Below are 20607 nucleotides of genomic sequence, written 5' to 3'. Positions count from 1 at the left end.
AGAAGGACATGCCCGAAACCGCGTCGGCGCAAGTCAATATCCCACGGCGGCAGTGATAAACGAATAAGGAAAGGAAGACGGACGTGATCCCCATTTTGCTGGCAGCCGCGACTGCGCCGGTGGCCGTAGCGTCGCCCGACAAGAGCATCGTCATCAGCGTCGCCCCCGATGGCAAAAGCTATTCGGTGACTCGCAAGGGTGAAATCATCATCCGCAATGCGCCGCTGGGCCTGGAGATGGCGAACGAGCCGCAATTCTCCAACCTCAAGTTCGTCGATGCCAGTAAGCAGGCGGTCAATCGCACGATTCCGCTCACCGCCACGAAGGCAAGCGAGGCCAAAGATCATTATAACGGCGCTGTCATCCGTTTTCGCGAAAAGGGCGGCAGCGGGCGGACCATGTCGATCGAGGCGCGCGCCTATAATGAGGGCGTTGCCTTCCGCTACGTTGTTCCCGGCGGCAAGCCGGTCGCCATCGCTGGCGAAAAAACCGGCTTTCGCCTGACTGGCGACACGCGCTGCGAGGTGACCGAATTTGCCAGTTCGCACGAGTTGCCATGGAGTTCGATGACGATCGCGGCGCTTGATCGGGCCAAGCTTTATGACCTGCCCATGGTCTGCGCCTCATCCACCGGACGGACCCATTTCGCCTTGGCTCAGTCGGGGATTGCAGGCTATGCAAGCTCGGCGTTGCAGCCGGTCGAGGGCGGGTTAGACGTTCATCTGTTTTCGCCCAAGGATCGCCCGAATGTGGCTGTCCGGTCCGCTGATGGTCTGCACAGCGCGTGGCGGGTCATCATGGCCGGCGACCGTGCAGGCGACCTGATCGCCTCCCCCATCATCGGCAATCTGTCGCGGCAGGCCACTGGTGACTTTTCCTGGGTAAAGCCGGGCAAGGCGGCGTGGGACTGGTGGTCCGGTCCGTCGACGTCGGAAAAGCCGAGCATGGATCGGTATCGCCGCTTCATCGATTTCGCGGCGCAATCGGGCTTTCAATATTTCATGGTCGATGCTGGCTGGGCCTATAAATCGGGCGAGTGCTGCGGGGTCGAACCGAACCCGGATACCGACATCACCCGCGCCGAACCCGGCATCGATATCCCCGCTCTGGTGCAATATGCCAGGAGCAAGGGCGTGGACCTGCTGCTGTGGGTGCATTGGGCACATCTCAATTCCCGCATGGACCAGGCGCTCGACCTCTACCAGCGCTGGGGCGTCAAGGGCGTGAAGGTCGATTTCATGGAGCGCGACGACCAGGAGATGGTCGCTTTCTATGTGCGCGCGGCGGAAGCGACGGCAAAGCGGCATTTGCTGCTCAACATGCACGGCGCCTTCCCGCCTTCGGGGCTTCAGCGCACCTATCCCAACTATATCACGCAGGAAGGCGTGATGGGCGCTGAATGGAACAAGTTCGGCTGGGGTCGCATAACGCCAACCCATAATGTGAAGCTCACCTACACGCGGATGCTGCTGGGGCCGATGGATTACACGCCTGGCGGGTTCCGCAATGGCGCGAAGGCCGCAGGACCCGGCGATGGGTCCATGCCGACGACGCTGCATACGCGCGGACAGGCGCTGGCCCAATATGTGGTGTATGACAGCCCGCTCCAGATGGTGTCGGACAAGCCGGAAGCCTATGCGAACGCCAGCGGCTTCGATTTCATCGAGCAGGTGCCGACTGCCTGGGACGAAACGCGCTTCATCGATGGCACGCCGGAGAGCCATATTGTCCTTGCCCGTCGCAAGGGGAAGGAATGGTATATCGCAGCCATGACCAACGAGACGGCGCGGCGCATCGAAATCCCGCTGTCTTTGTTGGGGGCCGGTCGCTTTGAAGCGACGCTCTGGCAGGATGGTGCTTCGGCCAACGATGTGGCGCGCACGACGCGGCAGGTTACCAGCGGTGATAGGCTGTCGGTCCAGATGAGCGCTGGGGGCGGTGCTGCCATCCATATCCGACCCATCCGCTAACTGGTGCGACACGCCAGCCTGGGCTCCACCAAAGGACAATCGTGATGATTCCCCTGCTACTGGCGGCAGCAGCGCCCGTCGCCATTCTGTCGCCCGATCATAGCATTGCCATCAGCGTAGCACCGGATGGCAAAAGCTATTCGGTGACGCGCAAGGGCGAGATGATCGTCAAGGATGCGCCGCTGGGCCTGGACATCGCCAATGAACCGGACTTGGGGCCGCTGACGCTCGTTGATGTCGCGAAGCAACGGGTGGACCGCACCATTCCCCTCGTCGCCACGAAAGCGAGCGAGGCCAGGGATCATTATAATGGTGCGGTCATCCGCTTTCGCGAACGTGCGGCAGGCGGCCGGACCCTGTCGATCGAAGCGCGCGCCTATAATGAAGGGGTGGCCTTCCGTTATGTCTTGCCCGGCGGCAAGCCTGTGGAAATTGCCGGTGAGGAAACCGGGTTCCGCCTGGTCGGCGATCCGCAATGCGAAGTCTCGGAACTGACAGGCTCGCACGAACGGCCGTGGCAATTGAAGGCGGTGTCCGCGCTGGATCGCTCGAAGCTCTACGATCTTCCCATGCTTTGTGCGTCCGCATCGGGCAAGACGCATTTCGCGCTTACCCAGGCCGGCATAGGCGGCTATGTTGGCTTTGCTCTGAAGCCGGTCGCAGGTGGCCTCGACGTTCGCCTGTTCCCGCGCAAGGGACGCCCCTATGTGGCGGTGCAATCGCCTGACGGCCTGCACAGCGCCTGGCGTGTCATCATGGCGGGCGACCGCGCGGGCGACCGCGCGGGCGACCTGATCGCCTCCCCGATTGTGGGCAATCTCTCGCAACAGGCCAGTGGAGATTTTTCCTGGGTCAAGCCGGGCAAGGCGGCGTGGGACTGGTGGTCGGGCCCGATGGAAACGCCGCCCCCTACCATGGACCGCTATCGGCATTTCATTGATTTCGCCGCGCAATCGGGCTTTCCCTATTTTTTGATCGACGCCGGTTGGGCCTATAAGACCGGCCAGTGTTGCGATCTGTGGCCCCATCCCGAAAATGACATCACCCGCGCGGAGGCGGGCATCGATATTCCTGCCCTTGTGCAATATGCGCGGGGAAAGGGCGTAGACCTGCTGCTGTGGGTGCACTGGCTCCCCCTCGATGCGCGGCTCGACGAGGCGCTCGACCTCTACCAGCGCTGGGGGATCAAGGGCATCAAGGTCGATTTCATGGACCGCGACGATCAGGAGATGGTCGATTTCTATGTGCGGGTCGCGGAGGCCACAGCGAAGCGACATATGCTGCTAGACATGCACGGCGCCTTCCCGCCTTCGGGGCTTCAGCGCACCTATCCAAATTATATCACGCAAGAGGGCGTGATGGGTGCGGAACATGACAAGTTCGCCTGGGGCCGCGTAAACCCGGCCCATAATGTGAGGCTCGCTCATACGCGCATGCTGCTAGGGCCGATGGATTACACGCCGGGTGGGTTCCGCAATGGCGCAACAGCGCCAGGACCGCGCGACGGCTCCATGCCTACATCGCAGCACAGTCGCGGCCAGGCGCTGGCAATGTACGTGGTCTATGACAGTCCGCTGCAAATGGTGTCGGATGCACCCGAAGCCTATGTGAATGCCAGCGGCTTCGATTTCATCAAGCAAGTGCCGACCGCTTGGGACGAAACCCGCTTCATCGAAGGCACGCCGGAAAGCCATATCGTCCTCGCCCGGCGCAAGGGGAGGGATTGGTACATCGGGGCCATGACGAACGGAACCGCGCGGCGCGTCGACATTCCGCTCTCCCTGCTGGGATCGGGACGTTTTGAAGCGACGGTCTGGCAGGACGGCGCCTCGCCCAACATGGTGGATCGCACGGCGCGGCAGGTCACCAGCGGCGATACGCTGTCGGTCCAGATGAGCGCCGGGGGCGGTGCCGTCATCCACATCAGGCCCGTTTCCTGAACCATGCTGACGCAACAAAATAGGCCGCCATGCTCAGTAAGCATGGCGGCCTTCCTGTCATTTGTTACGATTCTCCGCAGGTATCATTTCCCACCCTCGGAGATGCGGACCGTTCGCCGCGCCATGCGGCGATCCGGCCGCTGCCCGCCATCATTGTCTGGCCGGAGGATCGACATTCCCGACCGGCAGATTGGGGAGCGGGGCGTTAGGGTCATAGGTCCAGAGGGCCTCGTCCCGCAGGTCACCCGACGACAGAGCGATCCGGTTGCTTCCCGGCGTCAGGGCCACGTCGGTCCAAGTCGCCACATGATCGACCACGGGGACTTCGGGATAGGATCGATCGTTCACGCTCAGGCGAACCGACGACTGATTGCTGTACGCGCGGACCGTCACCCGATCCCGCGTCCGGTAGCTGTGGCGGCGTTCGGTCAGGTGCAGCATCGGCCGGTCGGACCAGTTTGCCTGATACCAGTAATAGGCGTCCTTTTTGACCGCACGGTCATATGTCACCAATCCCTTGTCATTGATGCCGCTACGATCCCCTTCGCTTCGCCCATCGGACGCCAGATCGAAGGCGACCCAGATGAAGGAGCCCCACAGATAGGGAAGATCCCGGATTCCGCGCCAGCTCTGTTCATGGGAAAGCGCCTGATATTGTTCGGGATGCCAGGCGCTGGTCGTGACAGGTGGGGCGGGGTCGCTTTCCTGCGCACGAATACCGCCACCCGCGCCATATTCGCCGATTGCGAAAGGACGGTCGGGGAAAGCGGCATGGAATTTCCGCGCCCAATCGCCCAGTGAGCCCTTCTGGTCGGGATACCAGCCGAAATAGCGGTTGAAGGCGCTGAGGTCTGCGACGAGCGCCTTGGGGTTGTCGTCATTCTGGCAGCAATGCGCATAGCTGGTCGGACGCGACGGATCGGCGGCTTGCGCCGTCGCCTGCGCAGCGCGCAGCAGGCGCAGCACATCGTCGCTTACTTCATAGACCTCGTTGCCAAGCCCCCAGACGGCGACGGAGGGATGTTGCGCGTTCTGGGCGATCAGTTCTCGCATTTGCTGAACCACATTGCGTTCGAAAGCCTCGCCCTTGTCGATCACGCCGTTCAGGGGGATTTCCGTCCACACCAGCAAGCCCCGGCGATCCGCCTCTTCATAGGCGCGCTGAGGGTGTTGGTAATGCACGAACCTGACCGCGGTCGCGCCCATATCGGCGATGATCTGCATGTCATCGGATATTTCCTCGTCAGTGACGGCTGTTCCCCGGCCGGGCCGCTGGGCGTGGAAATAGTTCACGCCATGAAGGCGATAGGGCTTGCCGTTCAGCAACAGCCCCTTGTCGGCGGTCACCTTGATCGAGCGGATGCCGAGCGGCAGTTCGATACGGTCACGGACCTTGCCCCTGGCGTCGGAAAGGGTGGCTACGACCGTGTAGAGATAGGGATCGGCGATGCCGTTCCAGAGGTGCGGGTTTGACAGCGCCATGTCTGCTGTCACCTCGCTCGTGCGGCCCGATCGCAAGCGGGTCCGGTCTTCCGCACGCGCGACTTCGCGGCCATCGGCATCGTGCAGGCTTATATGAAAGCGCACGCCTGCGTCGGCCTTCATATCGTTGGCCAGCCGCAACCGCGCGCGAATCCGGGCGGCGCCCGCCGTTACGTCAGGTGTGGAGACATAGACGCCGGGACCGCCGCTATCCTTCATGTCGAAATGCAGCGCATCGGCCGATACCAGCCAGACGCGGCGGTATAGCCCCCCGAAAACCGTGAAATCCCCACCCAGCGGAGCGATATCGGGCAGGCGGGTGCTATCCAAGCGGACAGCGACGCTGTTGCGGCCAGCCTGCAACGCATCGGTGACATCGAAGCGGAAGCGGGCGTAGCCGCCTTCGTGCCGACCGATCCGGCGACCGTTGACCCATAGGTCGGTGGCCAGCGCAGCGCCGTCAAATTCCAGGAAGTAACGGCGATCGGACGCCTTTACCTGCATCACGACATTCGTGCGATACCAGGCCGGACCCCGATAATAGCTGCCGCCATCATCGCCATCGCTGCCATTGAAGCTGTGGGGCAGGGTTACCCGCGACCAGCCTGAATCGTCAAAATCGGGCGACGCAGCATCGGGCGCATCTGCGCGCAGGAAGGACCAGACGGCGTCAATTGGCGTCCTTCCGCGCTCCGCCGCCAAGGCTTCGTCCATTGCCAACAAGCCAGAAAGACCGAGAAAAATCGACAGCAGAAGCTTGAAAGACGCCATCAACATCAAAAGAGACTCCGATACGATCGTTGATTCCGTTGTCGCCGATGAAGCCGGAAAGCTGCCCGACACATCCGTGACCGAGGTTCTCCAGCGCGTGTCCGGGGTCGCCTTGTCGCGCTTTGCCGTATCGCAGGGCAATCCGGCCTTCCAGATCGAAGGTAGCGGTATTTCTGTTCGCGGCCTTCCTTACAATTCCAGTATGCTTAATGGCCGCCAAGTGTTCAGCGCCAGCGGCGCAAGTGCCATCAGTTGGAACGACATTACGCCTGAACTGATGGCTGCTGTAGACGTTTACAAAGCGTCGCGCGCGGACCTTATTGAAGGCGGCGCGTCGCTGGTCGATCTTCGCACCCGCGTCCCGTTCGATCTCAAGAAGCCGGAAATCGCGGTCACGATTGGCGGCAGTTACGGGGATCTGAGCGAGAAATATTCTCCTAATGCGTCCATTCTCTGGTCAAAGACCTGGGATACCGGCATCGGTCAGTTCGGTATACTTCAAGACTTCGCCTTCGCGCGCTTGCAGGCGCAGAGCAGCGATATGAAGATGAGGACCTATTTTGCCGAGCATGCGCCGGGTTCGCCTCTGGTTGTTACCCGGCCCGATGGGGCGGGCGGTACCGTCGACGTGCCCGATGTGGGCCTGATTCCATACGGATATGATTGGAGCAACAGCCAGTATAAGCGCGATCGCATTGGTGCCTATCAGGCGCTGCAATGGAAGCCCAACTCCGACCTGACGTTCACCAATACCTTTTTCTATTCGCAATATGACGTGGATAGTCTGAGTTCCAATGGCGGATTTGGTGCAAGGCCGTCTGCATCGGCTGTCTATATTCCGGTCGATCCCGTTTATGATGATAATGGCGCGATGATTGCGGGTTCGCTGCGCTATGGTGCGACGGGTCAGGTCGTGTACGGTCAGGGCGGCAACACCTGGCTGGGGCAGTATTCTCCTGGATGGTCGCCGCGGCCGGATCTGGATTGCGGATCCCAGGCCGGATATGGCGGGCCGGTTTCCACGGCTACGGCAGACTGGGCTAACGGTGTCTATGGCTGCACGGAACCGCTGACCAATTTGCAGGGCTTCACCGGTTCGCGATCGGTCGGCAAAAGCAAGAACTCGACCATGGACATCAGCCAAAGTTTTGTCTGGACACCCGGTGATCGCGTAAGAATTCGTGGTGCGCTGCAATATGTGAAGTCTCAGGCCAAGAGCAAAAACATATTCGCCACGATCGTACAGGAAGATCCCAATCTTTCATCGGCGAGTTTTGATCTAAGGGGCCCCATTCCCGTTGTCGGCGGATTTGATGCGGATGCTCTGGCGAATACGGAAACTGCATTCTGGTCCAGCATGGCCTATAGTGGCGTGGACAATGAAGGCCGCATGCTCGCGGGCAATCTCGACCTGGATTATGATTTTGGCGACGATTCCTTCTTCAAGAGCGTATCGGTCGGCGCGCGGGCATCGGTACGTAACGAAGATGATAATTTCATCGGAAATTACTGGGCGCCGTTAGCGCAGCCTTGGGCTGGGCTTAAATATTATCTTTCCGGGGATAGAGCGTCGCCGCTTGGATCTTCCGACGATTACGAACTGCACGATTTCCCCAATTTCTTTGGCGGTGCGGTGCCGTCGCCGGGCGCTGTTCTGCTTCCCAGCGCAAAGCTGATGAAGAATTTCGATTGGTATCGTTTGCAGTCAGCGTATAACACCGCCTTGAACGTTACGAACCCTGATGGGTCGATCACCCCCGGAACGCGGGATGAATATTACGACCAGTTCCTCCAGAATCAAAACGGGGTTACCGATACAAAGGTACAGAATTTCGCTGGATATGTTCAGATGAGGTTCGGACGTGAAGCGACCGGCTCTGTCCCTCGTTTCACGGGCAATATCGGCGTGCGATTGATTGGCGCCAAGCTACGAAGCTTTGGTCAACTCTCACAGAATCAGGCCTCGAATTTCTATCTGGATGAAGCATCTGCGGCAGCAGCCGCTCAGGCCGAATTCAATGGTCAAGACCCTGATCCTACGACGATTTTCAGTACGCCTCAGTCCAGCGTGCCCAGGACGATCGAGTATAGCTATTTCCGGGTTCTGCCGTCGTTCAACATCAAGTTCGACCTGTCCCCGCAGGTTATCCTGAGAGGCGCGGCATCCGAATCCGTGTCTCCGCCCAATCTCGATGCTATTCGTGCCGGCGGTAATATTAACCCGACCACGATGACGATTACCTATGCTGCTCCAGGAGGTGGCGATCCTGTTTCGCAGCCGATCCTGACCAACTTTGTCAACCAATCGTCGGGTGCCCAGTTGAAACCGGTGATGATCCGCAGCCAGGATATCTCTCTTGAGTGGTATCCCCGTGGCGGCACGATGTTGTACCTGAATCTGTTTGCCAAGCAGGTACGGGATCAGGATGTATTCACGGCTTTCACGCAGGTGCAGCCAACGCCGATTGTCAACGGCAATGGCGAGACGGTGACGGTCGATATTCCGTGGACCTATCTGCAAAATCAGACGACGACGGAAAAATCACATCTTCGTGGGTTTGAAGTAGGCGCACGCACCTTCTTTGACAAATTGCCAGGTCTTCTCAGCGGGTTCGGCGTCAATCTGAACTTCACCTTTGTCGACAGCAAGAATCCCGGGCCGATGGCCACCGATGTTCTGGGTAATGATTTTGATAAACTGCCAATTTTCAACCTGTCCAAATATGCGTACAATGCCGAGTTGCTGTATAGTAAAGGTCGGGTGAACGCGCGGGCGGCTTATAACTGGCGTTCAAAGCAATTACTCTCCACAAACGCCAATCCACTGTCTTTCGCGACCTCCGGCGGCAATCCTTACTGGGCAATTTTGAGCCCTACGGACTATAGCGAGACATATGCGTTCGAAGTTTTCAATATGGTTCCATTGTGGGGCGCGTCGGCTGGGTATCTTGACCTGAGTTTTGACTATAAGTTCAGTGACAAGGTGACACTCAACGCGGCGTTCAACAATGTCCTGAATACGAAGTCACGGACGTATCAGGAGCCGCTGCCGGGTGTGTTTTTGCCCTATAACACGAACATAAGCGATCGACGGGCCAATGTGACGCTGCGTGCTCGCTTCTGATGAACTGCTGCCGGGTCTTGGTAGGTTATGAGCCTATCAGGACCCGGCGATATTCAAGATGCAGCGGCGCTCTTAGGACCTTGTGTGAACGATGTTAGTAGCGCAGCTTGTTTCGGCGGCATGACGAAACCGCCGCAGAAGTTGATCGGCGTATCCGGATAGAAAGAACGGGCGGCCCATGCGAGATGAAAAAAACACGCTAAATCCGAACGCAGTGCGCAAGGTTGTGATCGCGGGTGGCGGCACGGCAGGATGGATGACGGCGGCCGCCATGAGCGTCGACCTGGCCGGTGCTGGCGTGGAGATCGAGCTGATCGAATCTCCGGAGATCGGTGCGATCGGTGTTGGCGAGGCGACCGTTCCATTCATCCATCTATTCAACAAGATGCTCGGCATTGATCAGGCCGACTTCATGAAACAGTGCAACGCGACATTCAAACTGGGTATTGAATTTATCAATTGGGGCAATTTGAACGAAAGCTACTTTCATTCATTTGCCCATTTCGGACCAAATTTCAAAGATGTGTCCTTCTACCATATGTATTTGCGCCAAGCTGAACTCATGGCGGCCAAAGGCGTGGAAACAGTTCTGGAAGACAGCAACGTCGGGGCGGTCGCCGCGCGCAACAACCGCTTTCGTCACCCGCAGACGGTAGAAAAGTCAGGCCTGCCCTCGCACTTTTATGCCTTCCACTTCGACGCCACGCTATATGCCAGCTATTTGCGAGATTTTGCGACCCAGCGCGGCGTGCGGCATGTCAGCGGTCGGATTATCGATGTCGAACAGAATCCGGAAAATGGTTTCATCCGATCGGTTCGTCTTCAGGATGGACGCGAATTCGAGGCTGACCTGTTTGTCGACTGCACCGGGCTATACGGTCTGTTGATCGAAAAGGTGCTGAAGAGCCCATATGAGGAATGGTCGCACTGGCTTCCTTGCGATCGGGCGGTTGCCGTACCCAGCGCCAGGGTGGAAGCACCGGTCCCCTATACAAAATCGACTGCCGAGGAATCAGGCTGGCGTTGGCGCATTCCGTTGCAACATCGCACCGGCAACGGAATGGTTTACAGCGGAGCCTTCGCCGAAAGTGACGATGCTGTTGAGGCAAAACTGCTGGATGTGCTCGACGGTAAAGCGTTGGCTTCTCCGCGGAGATTGCGTTTCACACCCGGCCGCCGTCGCGAAGTCTGGGTGAAGAATTGTGTGTCCATAGGATTGGCTTCGGGTTTTCTCGAACCGCTGGAATCGACGAATATTCATCTCGTTCAATCCTCTATATTCAAGCTGCTTTCCTATTTCCCCGACAAGAATTTCGCTCAAGCGGAAATCGACGCATTCAATGCGGACATGCAGAAGGAAATCGAGCAGATCCGGGATTTCATCATCCTTCACTACAAGGTGACGGACCGGGAAGACACGCCATTCTGGAAATATTGTAAATATATGGCGGTGCCCGATACGCTGCAAAGGCGGATCGATATGTTCAAGCCGCACGGCCGCCTGTTCGTAAAGCCGGATGAGTTTTTTAATTATAATAGCTGGCTGTCGGTGATGCATGGCCAAGGTCTTCGGGCAAATGGCCTTGTGCCTCAGCTGGATAGACTCACCGACCAGGAAGTCTTGGCTTATTTTGAAGCCTTCAACGGCAGGGTGCGCTCAGTGGTGGGAGCCATGCCCCTGCATGGAGACTATCTCCATGCTTTCGCCGGGGCGTCTGAACATACTCCCGTTCCGGCCTTTGGCGAACTTTAGTCGAAACGCAATCACATGGAGTGTCGCAGTGAAGAGTAACCGCAAGGACCAGTTCGTGTTTTTCGGCTCCAGATTCCTGACATGCGCCGCTGTTGTGAGTTTCTCCGCCGTCGGCGCATACGCGAAGGTGGCCGCTCCCCTTACCATTTGGGCGAAGGCTGATGTCAGCTACGACCAGTTCAACGCTGAGGCTCTAGAATGCGGGATGCAAGGGCTGGCTGTGAACATCGATAATACCGAGGAAGTAAAGGCTTTGGCGCAGGCATCCAAGCAGCTGGAAGCGATAGATGCCTCCGCTCAGGCCGCCTTAGGCCGTGATGCCGGGCAGATGGGCGACACGCAAGCTGGAGCGGGCTCGATCCGAGTGCATAACGGGCTGGATATTGCTGCGCGTCAGGCTGCGGATCAGCAAGCCGTGATAGCCGCCACCCGGCCCGAGGAGCAGTATGCTGGGATCAAGAAAAAGATGTTCACGGTCGTGCGCAAATGCATGCTTGATCGCGGTTACGCCAAAATCGTCCTGACCGCGGATCAGCGCAACGAATATAGCAGCATGAAGGGCGGCGCCGATGCGCGTCGGAACTATATCCACCAATTGGCCAGCGATCCCCAGGTGCTCGAAACCCAGCGAGAAACGCCTGCGCCGTAAAGCGGTCCACACTCTGGTTGGCTGCGCCCGCTCCTTCAGGCGTTCTGCCATCCGCGGCGGAGAGGCCGATGAATCGACTAAGGAAATGGTTGACGCCGCCAGCAGCGGCGTTTCTTGGCATGGCTACGGTCATGTCGGTGCAGGCCGCCAGTCGCCCCGGTGAGGAAAGGCCGGCGTCGATCGCGCGCCTGCGCAGCAATTTCAACGCCGACTGGCGCTTCCAAATTGGCGATGCGCCCGGTGCCAAGGAGGCGGGATATGACGATCGTGCGTGGCAGCCTATTGGCCTGCCGCACAGCTTTGGCATCCCATATTTCCAGGCGTCCCAGTTCTACACCGGCTATGGTTGGTATCGGAAACGTCTGACCGTGCCCGCCGCATGGCGCGGCCGACGGATCGCCCTGGAATTTGAGGGTGCCTTTCAGGACGCTGAAATCTTCGTCAACGGCATCCCTGTCGGGCGTCATCGCGGCGGCTATACCGGCTTTTCCGTCGACATAACATCGGCCGTGAGGACCGGCGAGAATAGCATCGCGGTGCGCGTCAACAATCTATGGGACCCGACCCTCGCCCCACGAGCGGGCGAGCATGTGTTTCAGGGTGGCATTTATCGAGACGTCTGGCTGGTGACGACCGATCCGGTGCACGTCGCCTGGTACGGCACCAGGGTGACGACGCCTGCACTGTCTGAACGAAGCGGCAGCGTTGCGATCGATACCGAAGTGCGCAATGATGGCGGCAAGGCCGTGACCGTATCGCTGCGCACCGATATCCACGATCCGGCCGGCAAGATCGTTGCAACGATGAACGATCGCGGACGGCGGCTTGAAGCCGGTGCGCTCGCCACGTTGAGCCAGTCGTCCGGGCCGATCACGGCTCCAGCACTTTGGAGCCCGGAAACACCCATCCTCTACAAGGCGGTGACCACGGTGCTGGCCAATGGCCGGCGGGTGGATCGATACGAAACGCCATTCGGGTTCCGCTGGTTCGAATGGACCGCCGATCGCGGTTTTTTCCTGAACGGGAAACACCGCTATTTGAAGGGCGCGAACGTGCATCAGGACCAGGCTGGTTGGGGCGATGCCGTGTCCAACCGCGCCATGGAACGCGACGTGCAAATGATGAAGGATGCCGGTTTCGATTTCATCCGCGGTTCGCACTATCCCCACGATCCCCACTTCGCCGAGGCAACCGACCAGATCGGCATGTTGTTCTGGTCCGAAGCGTCGTTCTGGGGGATTGGCGGTTTCGGGCCTGACGGAAGCTGGATGTCCAGCGCCTACCCGGTCGATCCCAGATACAAGGCGGGCTTTGAAGAGAGCGTCAAGCAGCAGTTGGGGGAGATGATCCGCATTTCCCGCAATCATCCGTCGGTCATCGCCTGGAGCATGAGCAACGAGCCATTCTTCTCGGCGGGCGAGGTCATGCCGGAGGTGCGGCATTTCCTGAAGGATCTGGTCGCGTTGAGCCATAAGCTTGATCCTGCAAGGCCCGCCGCAATCGGTGGCGCGCAGCGCGGTGAGATCGACAAGCTGGGCGATGTGGCCGGTTATAATGGCGACGGGGCTGCGCTTTTCCCCAATCCGGGCATTCCCAACATGGTGTCGGAATATGGCTCCACCATGCTGGATAGGCCCGGCGAATTCGATCCAGGCTGGGGCGACTTGCCCAGAACGCCCGGCGCGGCGGAGGGGGAAGGGGATTACCCCTGGCGCCTAGGGTGGCGGTCGGGTGAAGCTGTCTGGGCCGGGTTTGATCACGGCTCCATCGTGGGACGCAAATTCGGATCCATGGGGGTGGTCGACTATGCCCGCCTGCCCAAACGCAGCTATTATTGGTACCGTCAGGCCTATCGCGGCGTCGCGCCGCCCCAATGGCCTGTACAAGGTGAGCCAGCGGCGCTGCGCCTGACGTCTAACAGCGCAGTAATCGAACGGGCCGATGGGACCGATGACGTGCATGTGGTTGTCACCGTGCTCGACGCGCAGGGCCGCGCGCTGAGCAACAGCCCGCCTGTAACGCTGTCGATCGAATCGGGGCCGGGCGAATTGCCCACCGGCCGGACGATCCGCTTTGCGCCTGACAGCGACATTCCCATCCGCGATGGGCAGGCGGCCATCACGATGCGGAGCTGGCAATCGGGGAAGAGTATTTTGCGCGCCCGTTCGCCCGGCCTCAAGGACGCAATACTGACGATCGAAACGATCGGCGGACCGGCATTCGTCCCCGGAGTAACGCCGATTGCGCCCGATCGACCTTATACCGAAGCCAAGCGAACCGACGCTGAATTCATGTTCGCACCCGATGCCAGTTTTGGGAAGGATAACCCGACAGGCGCGAGTTCCAGTGAACAGGGGCATTCATCCCGACTGGTCAATGACGGCGATCCGGGAACGTCGTGGATGGCGGCGAAGGGCGATGATGCGCCATGGGTTTCGGTCAGTCCGGAAAAGATTCTGCAGTTCCGAAAGCTGGAAATCATTTTCCCGCAGCCCGGCAACTATCGCTTCGTCGCTGAAGTGGAAGATCAGAATGGACAGTGGGTCGTCGTGGCCGATCAATCGGCAACCACTGAGACGGCAGAGAAGCGGATCATCGATGTGAAACGGGTCGTCGGATCGCGCCTGCGGATGAAAATCATGGCGCCGGCTGGCGCTGCTGCGGGTGTTGCCGACATCCGCATCATCGGCGCGATGTAGGCTTGGCAACAGGGAAGAGAGATTTTCTCTTTCAGTTCAGAATGAATGAAAGGCACTTTCCAATGAAATCTCTCGCCGGGAAAATAACGGTCGCGACGATGGCTGCAATAGTCTCGCTAACGTCCGCGCAGGCGTCGGCACAGGGCACGCGCACAATTTCTGCCAACATGAAGTCGATTTCCGGGCCTATGAGCACGGTATGGCGGGATTGCGTGGGTTCGGGTCATGCAGGGCTGTTGCTGCGCAAGGAAAATCAGGACCAGATGCGCCTGGTGCATGACGAGACTGGTTTCGAATATATCCGCTTCCACGGCATTTTTACCGAATATACGGATGCTTATCGCGAGATTGACGGACGGCCCTATTATAATTTCGACCGGGTCAACCAGGTGTACCGCGAGGTGCTGAAGGCCGGTTTCAAGCCGATGATCGAAGTAAGCTTCATGCCCAAGGATCTGGCGTCGCAGGACCGCACCATCTTCTACTGGCGGGGCAATGTGTCGCCGCCCAAGGACTGGAAGAAATGGTCCGACTTCATCACGGCATTCGTCCAGAATCTGGAAGCCAATTTCGGCAGGAAAGAGGTCGAAAGCTGGCGCTTCGAAATGTGGAACGAGCCAAATCTCGACGGGTTCTGGGTCAATGCCGACCAGCAGGCCTATTTTCGTCTCTACGGGGAAACGGTGAAGGCCATAAGGGGCGTAAACCCCGCGCTGAAAGTTGGCGGTCCGGCTACCGCAGGCGTCGCATGGATTCCCGAATTCATCGCCTATGCCGACGCGAACAAGCTCCCTGTCGATTTCATCGCTACCCACACCTATGGTGTCGCGGGGGGCTTCCTCGACGAAAAGGGCCAGGGCGACAACAAGCTGGTGCCCGATCGAAATGCCGTGATCGGCGATATACGCAGGGCGCGCAGCCAGATTGATGCGTCATCCAAGCCGGGTCTGCCGCTCTACATTACGGAATGGAGCACCAGCTATAATCCGCGTGACCCCATTCACGATGCCTATCTGAGCGCTCCCTTCATCCTCAACAAGCTGAAAGGGACGGAAAAGGACGCCCAGTCGATGAGCTACTGGGTCTATTCCGATCTGTTCGAGGAAGCCGGTCCGCCGCCGACGCCATTCCATGGCGGCTTTGGCCTCGTCAACCGGGAAGGCATCCGCAAATCTGCCTTCTTCGCCTATAAATATCTGCATGCGCTGGGTTCGCAGGAGTTGCGCAACAGCGACCAGGAATCCTGGCTGACGCGCGATGGAGACAATTTCGCCGGGGTGATCTGGAATTATACGATCCCCGACCAGAAAGAGAGCAACCGCCCCTATTTCACTAAGGTCCATCCAGCGACGAATCTGGCGCCGGTTGACCTGAAACTCTCTTCGCTCAAGCCGGGCAGCTACAGGTTGCGGGTCTATCGCACTGGTTACAAGGCCAATGACCCCTATACGCAATATATGGAATGGGGCCGCCCTGACAAATTGACGTCGGACCAGATCAGCACTTTGCAGGGTCTGACCAGCGACGCGCCGGAGATCGACCAGACTGTCAAGGTGGGCGCAGATGGCGGCATGCGCCGCAGCATTCCGCTCCGAAGCAATGATGTATTGCTGGTGAAGCTTGAGAGAGCAGGTAACTGACCATCGCGGCTTTGATCCGGCACCCGTTTTAGGACGTCCCCGACAAGGAAGGACGGGCTATCGGCCTCGATCAGACGTTTTTCGGGTGATAGCGCAGATTTGCGCGGCCTTCATGAGGCTCGGACAGGTTTGGACTGCGAAAGTTCAAAACCTGTCCGAACCAGGATGGGTCTATGCCGCTGGCCGAGACGACGACCCCCGCGCATATTCTGCGTGAAATGGCCAACAGGCGACGGATGGACCGAGAGTGACGGCCGCGAGCGATATGCCTAAGGTGCGGCGGGGGCAGGGTGGTTCGACCGATTGGTTTCGTTCGCCAATCCGATCATCGTGCCAACAAAGCCTCCCGCCTTTTTCGTGCTGAGGAACGTTGCGTCCCCACCTGTCTGCAAAGGCCTCCATCCCGACCTGCCCCAGGCATAGGATGCGCTGAGCGCTCCACCGTCGATTGTCAGCTTGAGCCGGACTGTCCGTGCCCCGCGTGGCAGGACCACCGACGAAACAGCCTTCCCGGCCTGCGGATCGCCCGCCGTTTCGCAGCGCATGACGGCAATCTGCCGCTTGCCCTGACTTTTGATCACGCCGAGAAAGAGATAGGCATTATCGCTTTGCAGCGCGACGAGGCCTGCACGGTCGCCTTCATGGTCAGGCTCATAGTCCAGCGCGGTCGATACTTCTGCCGTCGCGTGCGCCTGTTTGCGCGCAATGAAGGCTGGCGCTGCGGAAAGATCGCCGAAGCGATGACCCGGCGCCAGGATCAGGCGGCCTTCACTAAGATCGTAAAAGGACTTGGCCGGTACGCGAATGCCCATCCAGCCCAGACCCAGACGCTTTTCGTCGAAATTGTCGACAAAGGAGAAATCGCCATTCTGCGGTGCGCCGGGTTCAGTCGCGCCCGCCGATGCTGGCTTGTCCAGAGCGAAAGGGATTGCTGTCCCATGTGGCAATATGGTGGGCCATCCGTCGGCCGACCAGTTGACGGGCAACAGATAGGTTTCCCGCCCGATATTATAGAAGGTTGGCGCGTAGGCGCGGGCTGCCAGAAAGACCGCCCACCAGTCACCTGACGGCGTGGTAACGAACTTTGCATGACCGGCGGCTTCGACCGGGTGGGGCCGCGTCGCCGGCAGATCGGCCTGCGTAAGGATCGGATTGCCCTCGAAGGCCTCATAAGGCCCGCCGATCATGCGACTGCGGAAAACGATTTGGGAATGTTTCTCGTCCGGCCCTGTGCCGCCCTCGGCAGCAATCAGATAATACCATCCATCTTTTTTGAAAATGTGCGGCCCCTCTGGCCAGAACAGATGCGGCGGATTTTCCCCGCCCCCTACCAGGGGGATGCGCGGCCCGACCGTCGTTTTGGCAACCGGGTCGAATACCTGAAGCCATAGAACCCGGTGTCCGGGAAATTTTGCAGGGCCGTCTGGCGGGCCATTGTTTACAATGTAGGCCGTTCCATCCTCATCCCAGAATAATGACGGGTCAATCCCGTCAAAATCCAGCCACACCGGATCCGACCAGGGGCCTTGCGGAGATTTTGCCGTAATCACGAAATTGCGGTTATTTGTCGAGACGATGTAGAAGGTGCCGTTATGATAGGAGATGTCAGGCGCCATGATGCCGCCCGAAACCCATTGATTTGAAAAATCGAACTGGCCGAAACGGCTTATGGCGTTACCAATCTGGCGCCACGTCACCAGATCGCCAGAGTGATAGATCGGTAGGCCGGGAAAGTTGGTGAAGCTGGAATTGACCAGATAATAGTCCCGCCCTACGCGGACGATGCTTGGATCCGGTGCATAGCCTGACAAGATCGGGTTGCGATATTGCCTTGGCCCCAGCGTAATTCTTTCCTGACTGCGACCGGCATAACTGAAATAGTCAAAGCGTGCGTCCCCGGCGGCGGCGCTCTGAGGCAGAACGGTGGTGAATGCGATGGTCGCAAGGGCGGTTAGCCTGATCATCGTCATCTCCGTTTCATTTGGTGTGTCCAGGCAGGTCGATGGACGGCACAGTCCAGCGTACCACGCTGCCATATGTCATTGCGTCGCACAGCCGGGAGGGGGGGCGGAGTTTGAACCGTTCCGGCCAATCACATGCATTCCCGTGATAACGGCTGCTATGGTAGCCTCTTGCGCACCCAATTATGTTGCCTCCGTCCCCCGCGAGCCGTTGATGGGGCGCTCTATTTCAGGGGTTTGGATGCGCCTTGGCCCAGTCCAGTGCGCCCTGCAGGGTGGTCACCCAGACATCGCTGCGATGGGCGGCGAGCCAGTCGATCAGTTCGCGGTGTGCCGCTTTGGAAACCTGAAGATAATCGCCGCCGACACCATGGAACAGATAGACGGCCATGCCGCCACCGGCTTCCGCCTCCTTGGCGAACTCGATCAGCTTTGCGCCCGTGACGCCCTCTTCGAACCCGCGCGAGGGCATGCGCATTGGGTCCATCTTTGCGACGTCGGCGCGCAAATTCTCGGGCGATGTGTAGACGCCGCGCACATATGTCACCAGCTTTGCGTCCCGCAACGCCTCCAGATAATTCACGCCGCCTGCCAGGGTTTGACCGCATGGCGACGCGAACCCATGGGTCGACTTGCCATCCAGCGAGGTCAGAAACACATTCTGTTCCTCAATCTCCTTCAGCATCTGCTCGGTTGTATAGACGTTGGATGTGTGGCTGAGATCGGTGGCGTTGCTGGAAGCTGGGCAGGCATGATATTTGGTATGGTTACCAAGTTCGTGTCCCTCTTTCGCCACATCGCGCCAACGCGACAGCGCGGAGGGTTTTACGCTGGCGAGGAAGAAGGTGGCCTTGAACCCGGCCTCGTCCAGTACCGGCACGGCGTTGTCGAGTTGGGAATCCAGCGCATCGTCATATGTCAGCACAATGGCCGCCTTGGCCCCATTGGGCCATTCATTTGCCGACGCCGCAGACACGCCGCACACCAGACTCAGCGCGAGCGCCAAAAATCTTTTCATTATCATCCCCTCGATCAAGCAGCTTATCGATTCTGATAGCGGTACCATAGACTGTCTGCCGGCAATACATCAATATGCTTTGATATGGGCTATGAGGATCGCCCTTCTAATGCCAATCGGCGTAAAACGGGAGGCGTGGAACTGTTGCTCGCCTACGCCGTTGCGGGACGGTGTAAGATGTCGGGTTTGCGACCTATCATTGGGACATCGTAAGTAGCGCTATTGCGGATCACGCGTGGCGCTCTTCCACTCTTAGTGATGAGGTTTCGTGATGGTGCAGATCATCCCCAGTCCCGAACCACCCCCGCGGTGCGAGCGGAAATTGCTCGTGCTACCCAACCTGCTAGTGTCGTGGCCAAGCGCTATGGCATCAGCCACGAGACGGTCCGCAAGTGGCGCCGACTTTGGGATAGCGCAGATCAGGCTGGTTTTTCCAGTATGGCTAGGCTTTGCCAGAAGGGTGGATGATCCGAGTCGTCATGCCCATCGGTAAAGCGCGGCGAAGCAAACCCCGCATCGCGGGCGAAGCGGCAGATCCAGTCGCGGTGTAGGAAGGCATCCAGATGTTCGGCAGGATGCCCGGTGCGTAGATGATCGAGATTAGCATTCCACACTCGGTCATGCTCGGCTTCTTCCAGTTCGAAGAAGGAGAAGATCATCTTGCCACCAGGTTTCAACGCACGAAAGGCGTCCAAGGTATAAAGATAGGACTCACCTGGATAGAGATGGGTGAAGACCGACCAGTGGAAGACTATGTCGAGCGAGGCGTCAGGCGCAACAATCCGGGGGGCGACGTTGAGCAGGACATCATAGCCCGGACATTGGCGGGCCAGTTCGTCGATCAGTTCTTGCACAACGTCCGCGCCGGTATAGCCGCCGTGCCATCCAGCGCGGCGTAGCGCCTGTGCTGTGCGGCCACAGCCGCAGCCTAGATCATAGACGGTCATACCGTCGGTCAGCCCATGATGCCGCAGAACTGCAACATGGCCATCGCCAATCGACACAAAATCCGCCATTGTCGGCGCGCCGATCGCCTGCGCCAGGGCCAAGGTCGGGTTGTGGGGAAGGGATTTCAGCTTTGCGCGGACGAGCGCTTGGTAATCGCGGACGGAATGGCTTTGATGGCCCTGCGCGGCGGAATGCTTCCTTCGAAGCAAGCGAGGAAGCCTGATCATTAACGTCTCCATGCGATATTGGACTGCGATTCCATGATGATGGACAGAAATTGCAACTGCAGCAAGGATCGTTATCAGTCCGATCCGAACAGATCCCGCGTAAAGATCTTATTCGAAGTCATGCGGTTGGCGATGATGATGTCGCATTCCTGTTTGGAGGCCATGGGGTCGTGGAGCACACGCGAACCGAAAAATGGCTCTTTCTGCATCGCGGGTTCATAGATCACCACTTGATATCCTTGGTTTTGATCTGGTTCATAATGCCTTGGATCGAAGACTGTCGGAAATTGCCGGATTCGCCCTTACTACAAGGCAGAAAACGCCGACCTTCTTCTGCTGCCTCGCGATAATCTGATTGGCCAGAAAATCTTTGCGAATCTGGTCGACGTCAACGATCATACGAATGAGATTTTGTCGCACTTTGG

The 20607-nt window shown here is 58.8% G+C and carries 12 protein-coding genes; 7 read left to right on the top strand and 5 right to left on the bottom strand.

The features are described from left to right. Window positions 1-83 precede the first annotated feature (83 nt). A complete protein-coding gene (locus SX1_RS17285) occupies window positions 84-1970 on the top strand; it encodes a glycoside hydrolase family 97 protein (RefSeq protein WP_043145925.1) in 1887 nt (628 codons plus the stop codon). 44 nt (window positions 1971-2014) lie between these two features. Then, complete coding sequence (locus SX1_RS17280) at window positions 2015-3910, top strand: glycoside hydrolase family 97 protein (RefSeq protein WP_019054004.1); 1896 nt, start codon at window positions 2015-2017, stop codon at window positions 3908-3910. A 150-nt stretch (window positions 3911-4060) separates the two neighbouring features. Here the strand turns inward: SX1_RS17280 and SX1_RS22880 are convergent, their stop codons facing one another. Further along, window positions 4061-6106 carry a glycoside hydrolase family 2 protein gene (locus SX1_RS22880; RefSeq protein WP_019054003.1) on the bottom strand — a complete coding sequence of 682 codons (2046 nt, stop codon included), beginning with the start codon at window positions 6104-6106 and terminating at the stop codon, window positions 4061-4063. A 43-nt stretch (window positions 6107-6149) separates the two neighbouring features. Between SX1_RS22880 and SX1_RS22875 the strand changes: the two genes are divergently transcribed. The 5 genes from SX1_RS22875 to SX1_RS17250 all read left to right on the top strand — a co-directional run bounded on the left by SX1_RS22875 (window position 6150) and on the right by SX1_RS17250 (window position 16028). Then, window positions 6150-9287, top strand: coding sequence for a TonB-dependent receptor (locus tag SX1_RS22875; RefSeq protein WP_019054002.1), 3138 nt, complete (start codon window positions 6150-6152; stop codon window positions 9285-9287). A gap of 178 nt (window positions 9288-9465) precedes the next feature. Next, window positions 9466-11040 carry a tryptophan halogenase family protein gene (locus SX1_RS17265; RefSeq protein WP_019054001.1) on the top strand — a complete coding sequence of 525 codons (1575 nt, stop codon included), beginning with the start codon at window positions 9466-9468 and terminating at the stop codon, window positions 11038-11040. A 28-nt stretch (window positions 11041-11068) separates the two neighbouring features. Then, on the top strand, window positions 11069-11689 hold the full coding sequence (locus SX1_RS17260; protein WP_019054000.1) for a hypothetical protein: 621 nt from the start codon (window positions 11069-11071) through the stop codon (window positions 11687-11689). Between the two features lie 68 nt (window positions 11690-11757). Next, window positions 11758-14388 (top strand): glycoside hydrolase family 2 protein, encoded by a 2631-nt coding sequence (locus SX1_RS17255; RefSeq protein ID WP_217996419.1) that lies wholly within the window; start codon window positions 11758-11760, stop codon window positions 14386-14388. Window positions 14389-14429: 41 nt separating this feature from the next. After that, entirely contained in the window at window positions 14430-16028 is a 1599-nt protein-coding gene (locus SX1_RS17250; protein WP_370670740.1) for a GH39 family glycosyl hydrolase, read from the top strand. Between the two features lie 269 nt (window positions 16029-16297). Here SX1_RS17250 and SX1_RS22870 read toward each other — a convergent pair whose 3' ends face one another. The 4 genes from SX1_RS22870 to SX1_RS24280 all read right to left on the bottom strand — a co-directional run bounded on the left by SX1_RS22870 (window position 16298) and on the right by SX1_RS24280 (window position 20412). Continuing rightward, window positions 16298-17992 (bottom strand): glycoside hydrolase family 43 protein, encoded by a 1695-nt coding sequence (locus SX1_RS22870; RefSeq protein WP_052310919.1) that lies wholly within the window; start codon window positions 17990-17992, stop codon window positions 16298-16300. Between the two features lie 226 nt (window positions 17993-18218). Continuing rightward, window positions 18219-19007 (bottom strand): polysaccharide deacetylase family protein, encoded by a 789-nt coding sequence (locus SX1_RS17240; protein WP_019053995.1) that lies wholly within the window; start codon window positions 19005-19007, stop codon window positions 18219-18221. A 419-nt stretch (window positions 19008-19426) separates the two neighbouring features. Then, window positions 19427-20182: a class I SAM-dependent methyltransferase gene (locus SX1_RS22865; protein WP_019053994.1), complete on the bottom strand. Its 756-nt coding sequence runs from the start codon at window positions 20180-20182 to the stop codon at window positions 19427-19429. Window positions 20183-20256: 74 nt separating this feature from the next. Further along, window positions 20257-20412, bottom strand: coding sequence for a hypothetical protein (locus tag SX1_RS24280; protein WP_019053993.1), 156 nt, complete (start codon window positions 20410-20412; stop codon window positions 20257-20259). Window positions 20413-20607 lie beyond the last annotated feature (195 nt).

It is taken from the genome of Sphingobium xenophagum NBRC 107872 (genome assembly GCF_000367345.1).
GTDB lineage: Bacteria > Pseudomonadota > Alphaproteobacteria > Sphingomonadales > Sphingomonadaceae > Sphingobium > Sphingobium xenophagum.
Note: the sequence above shows the minus strand (reverse complement) of the source record. Positions and strands in the feature narration are given on the sequence as shown.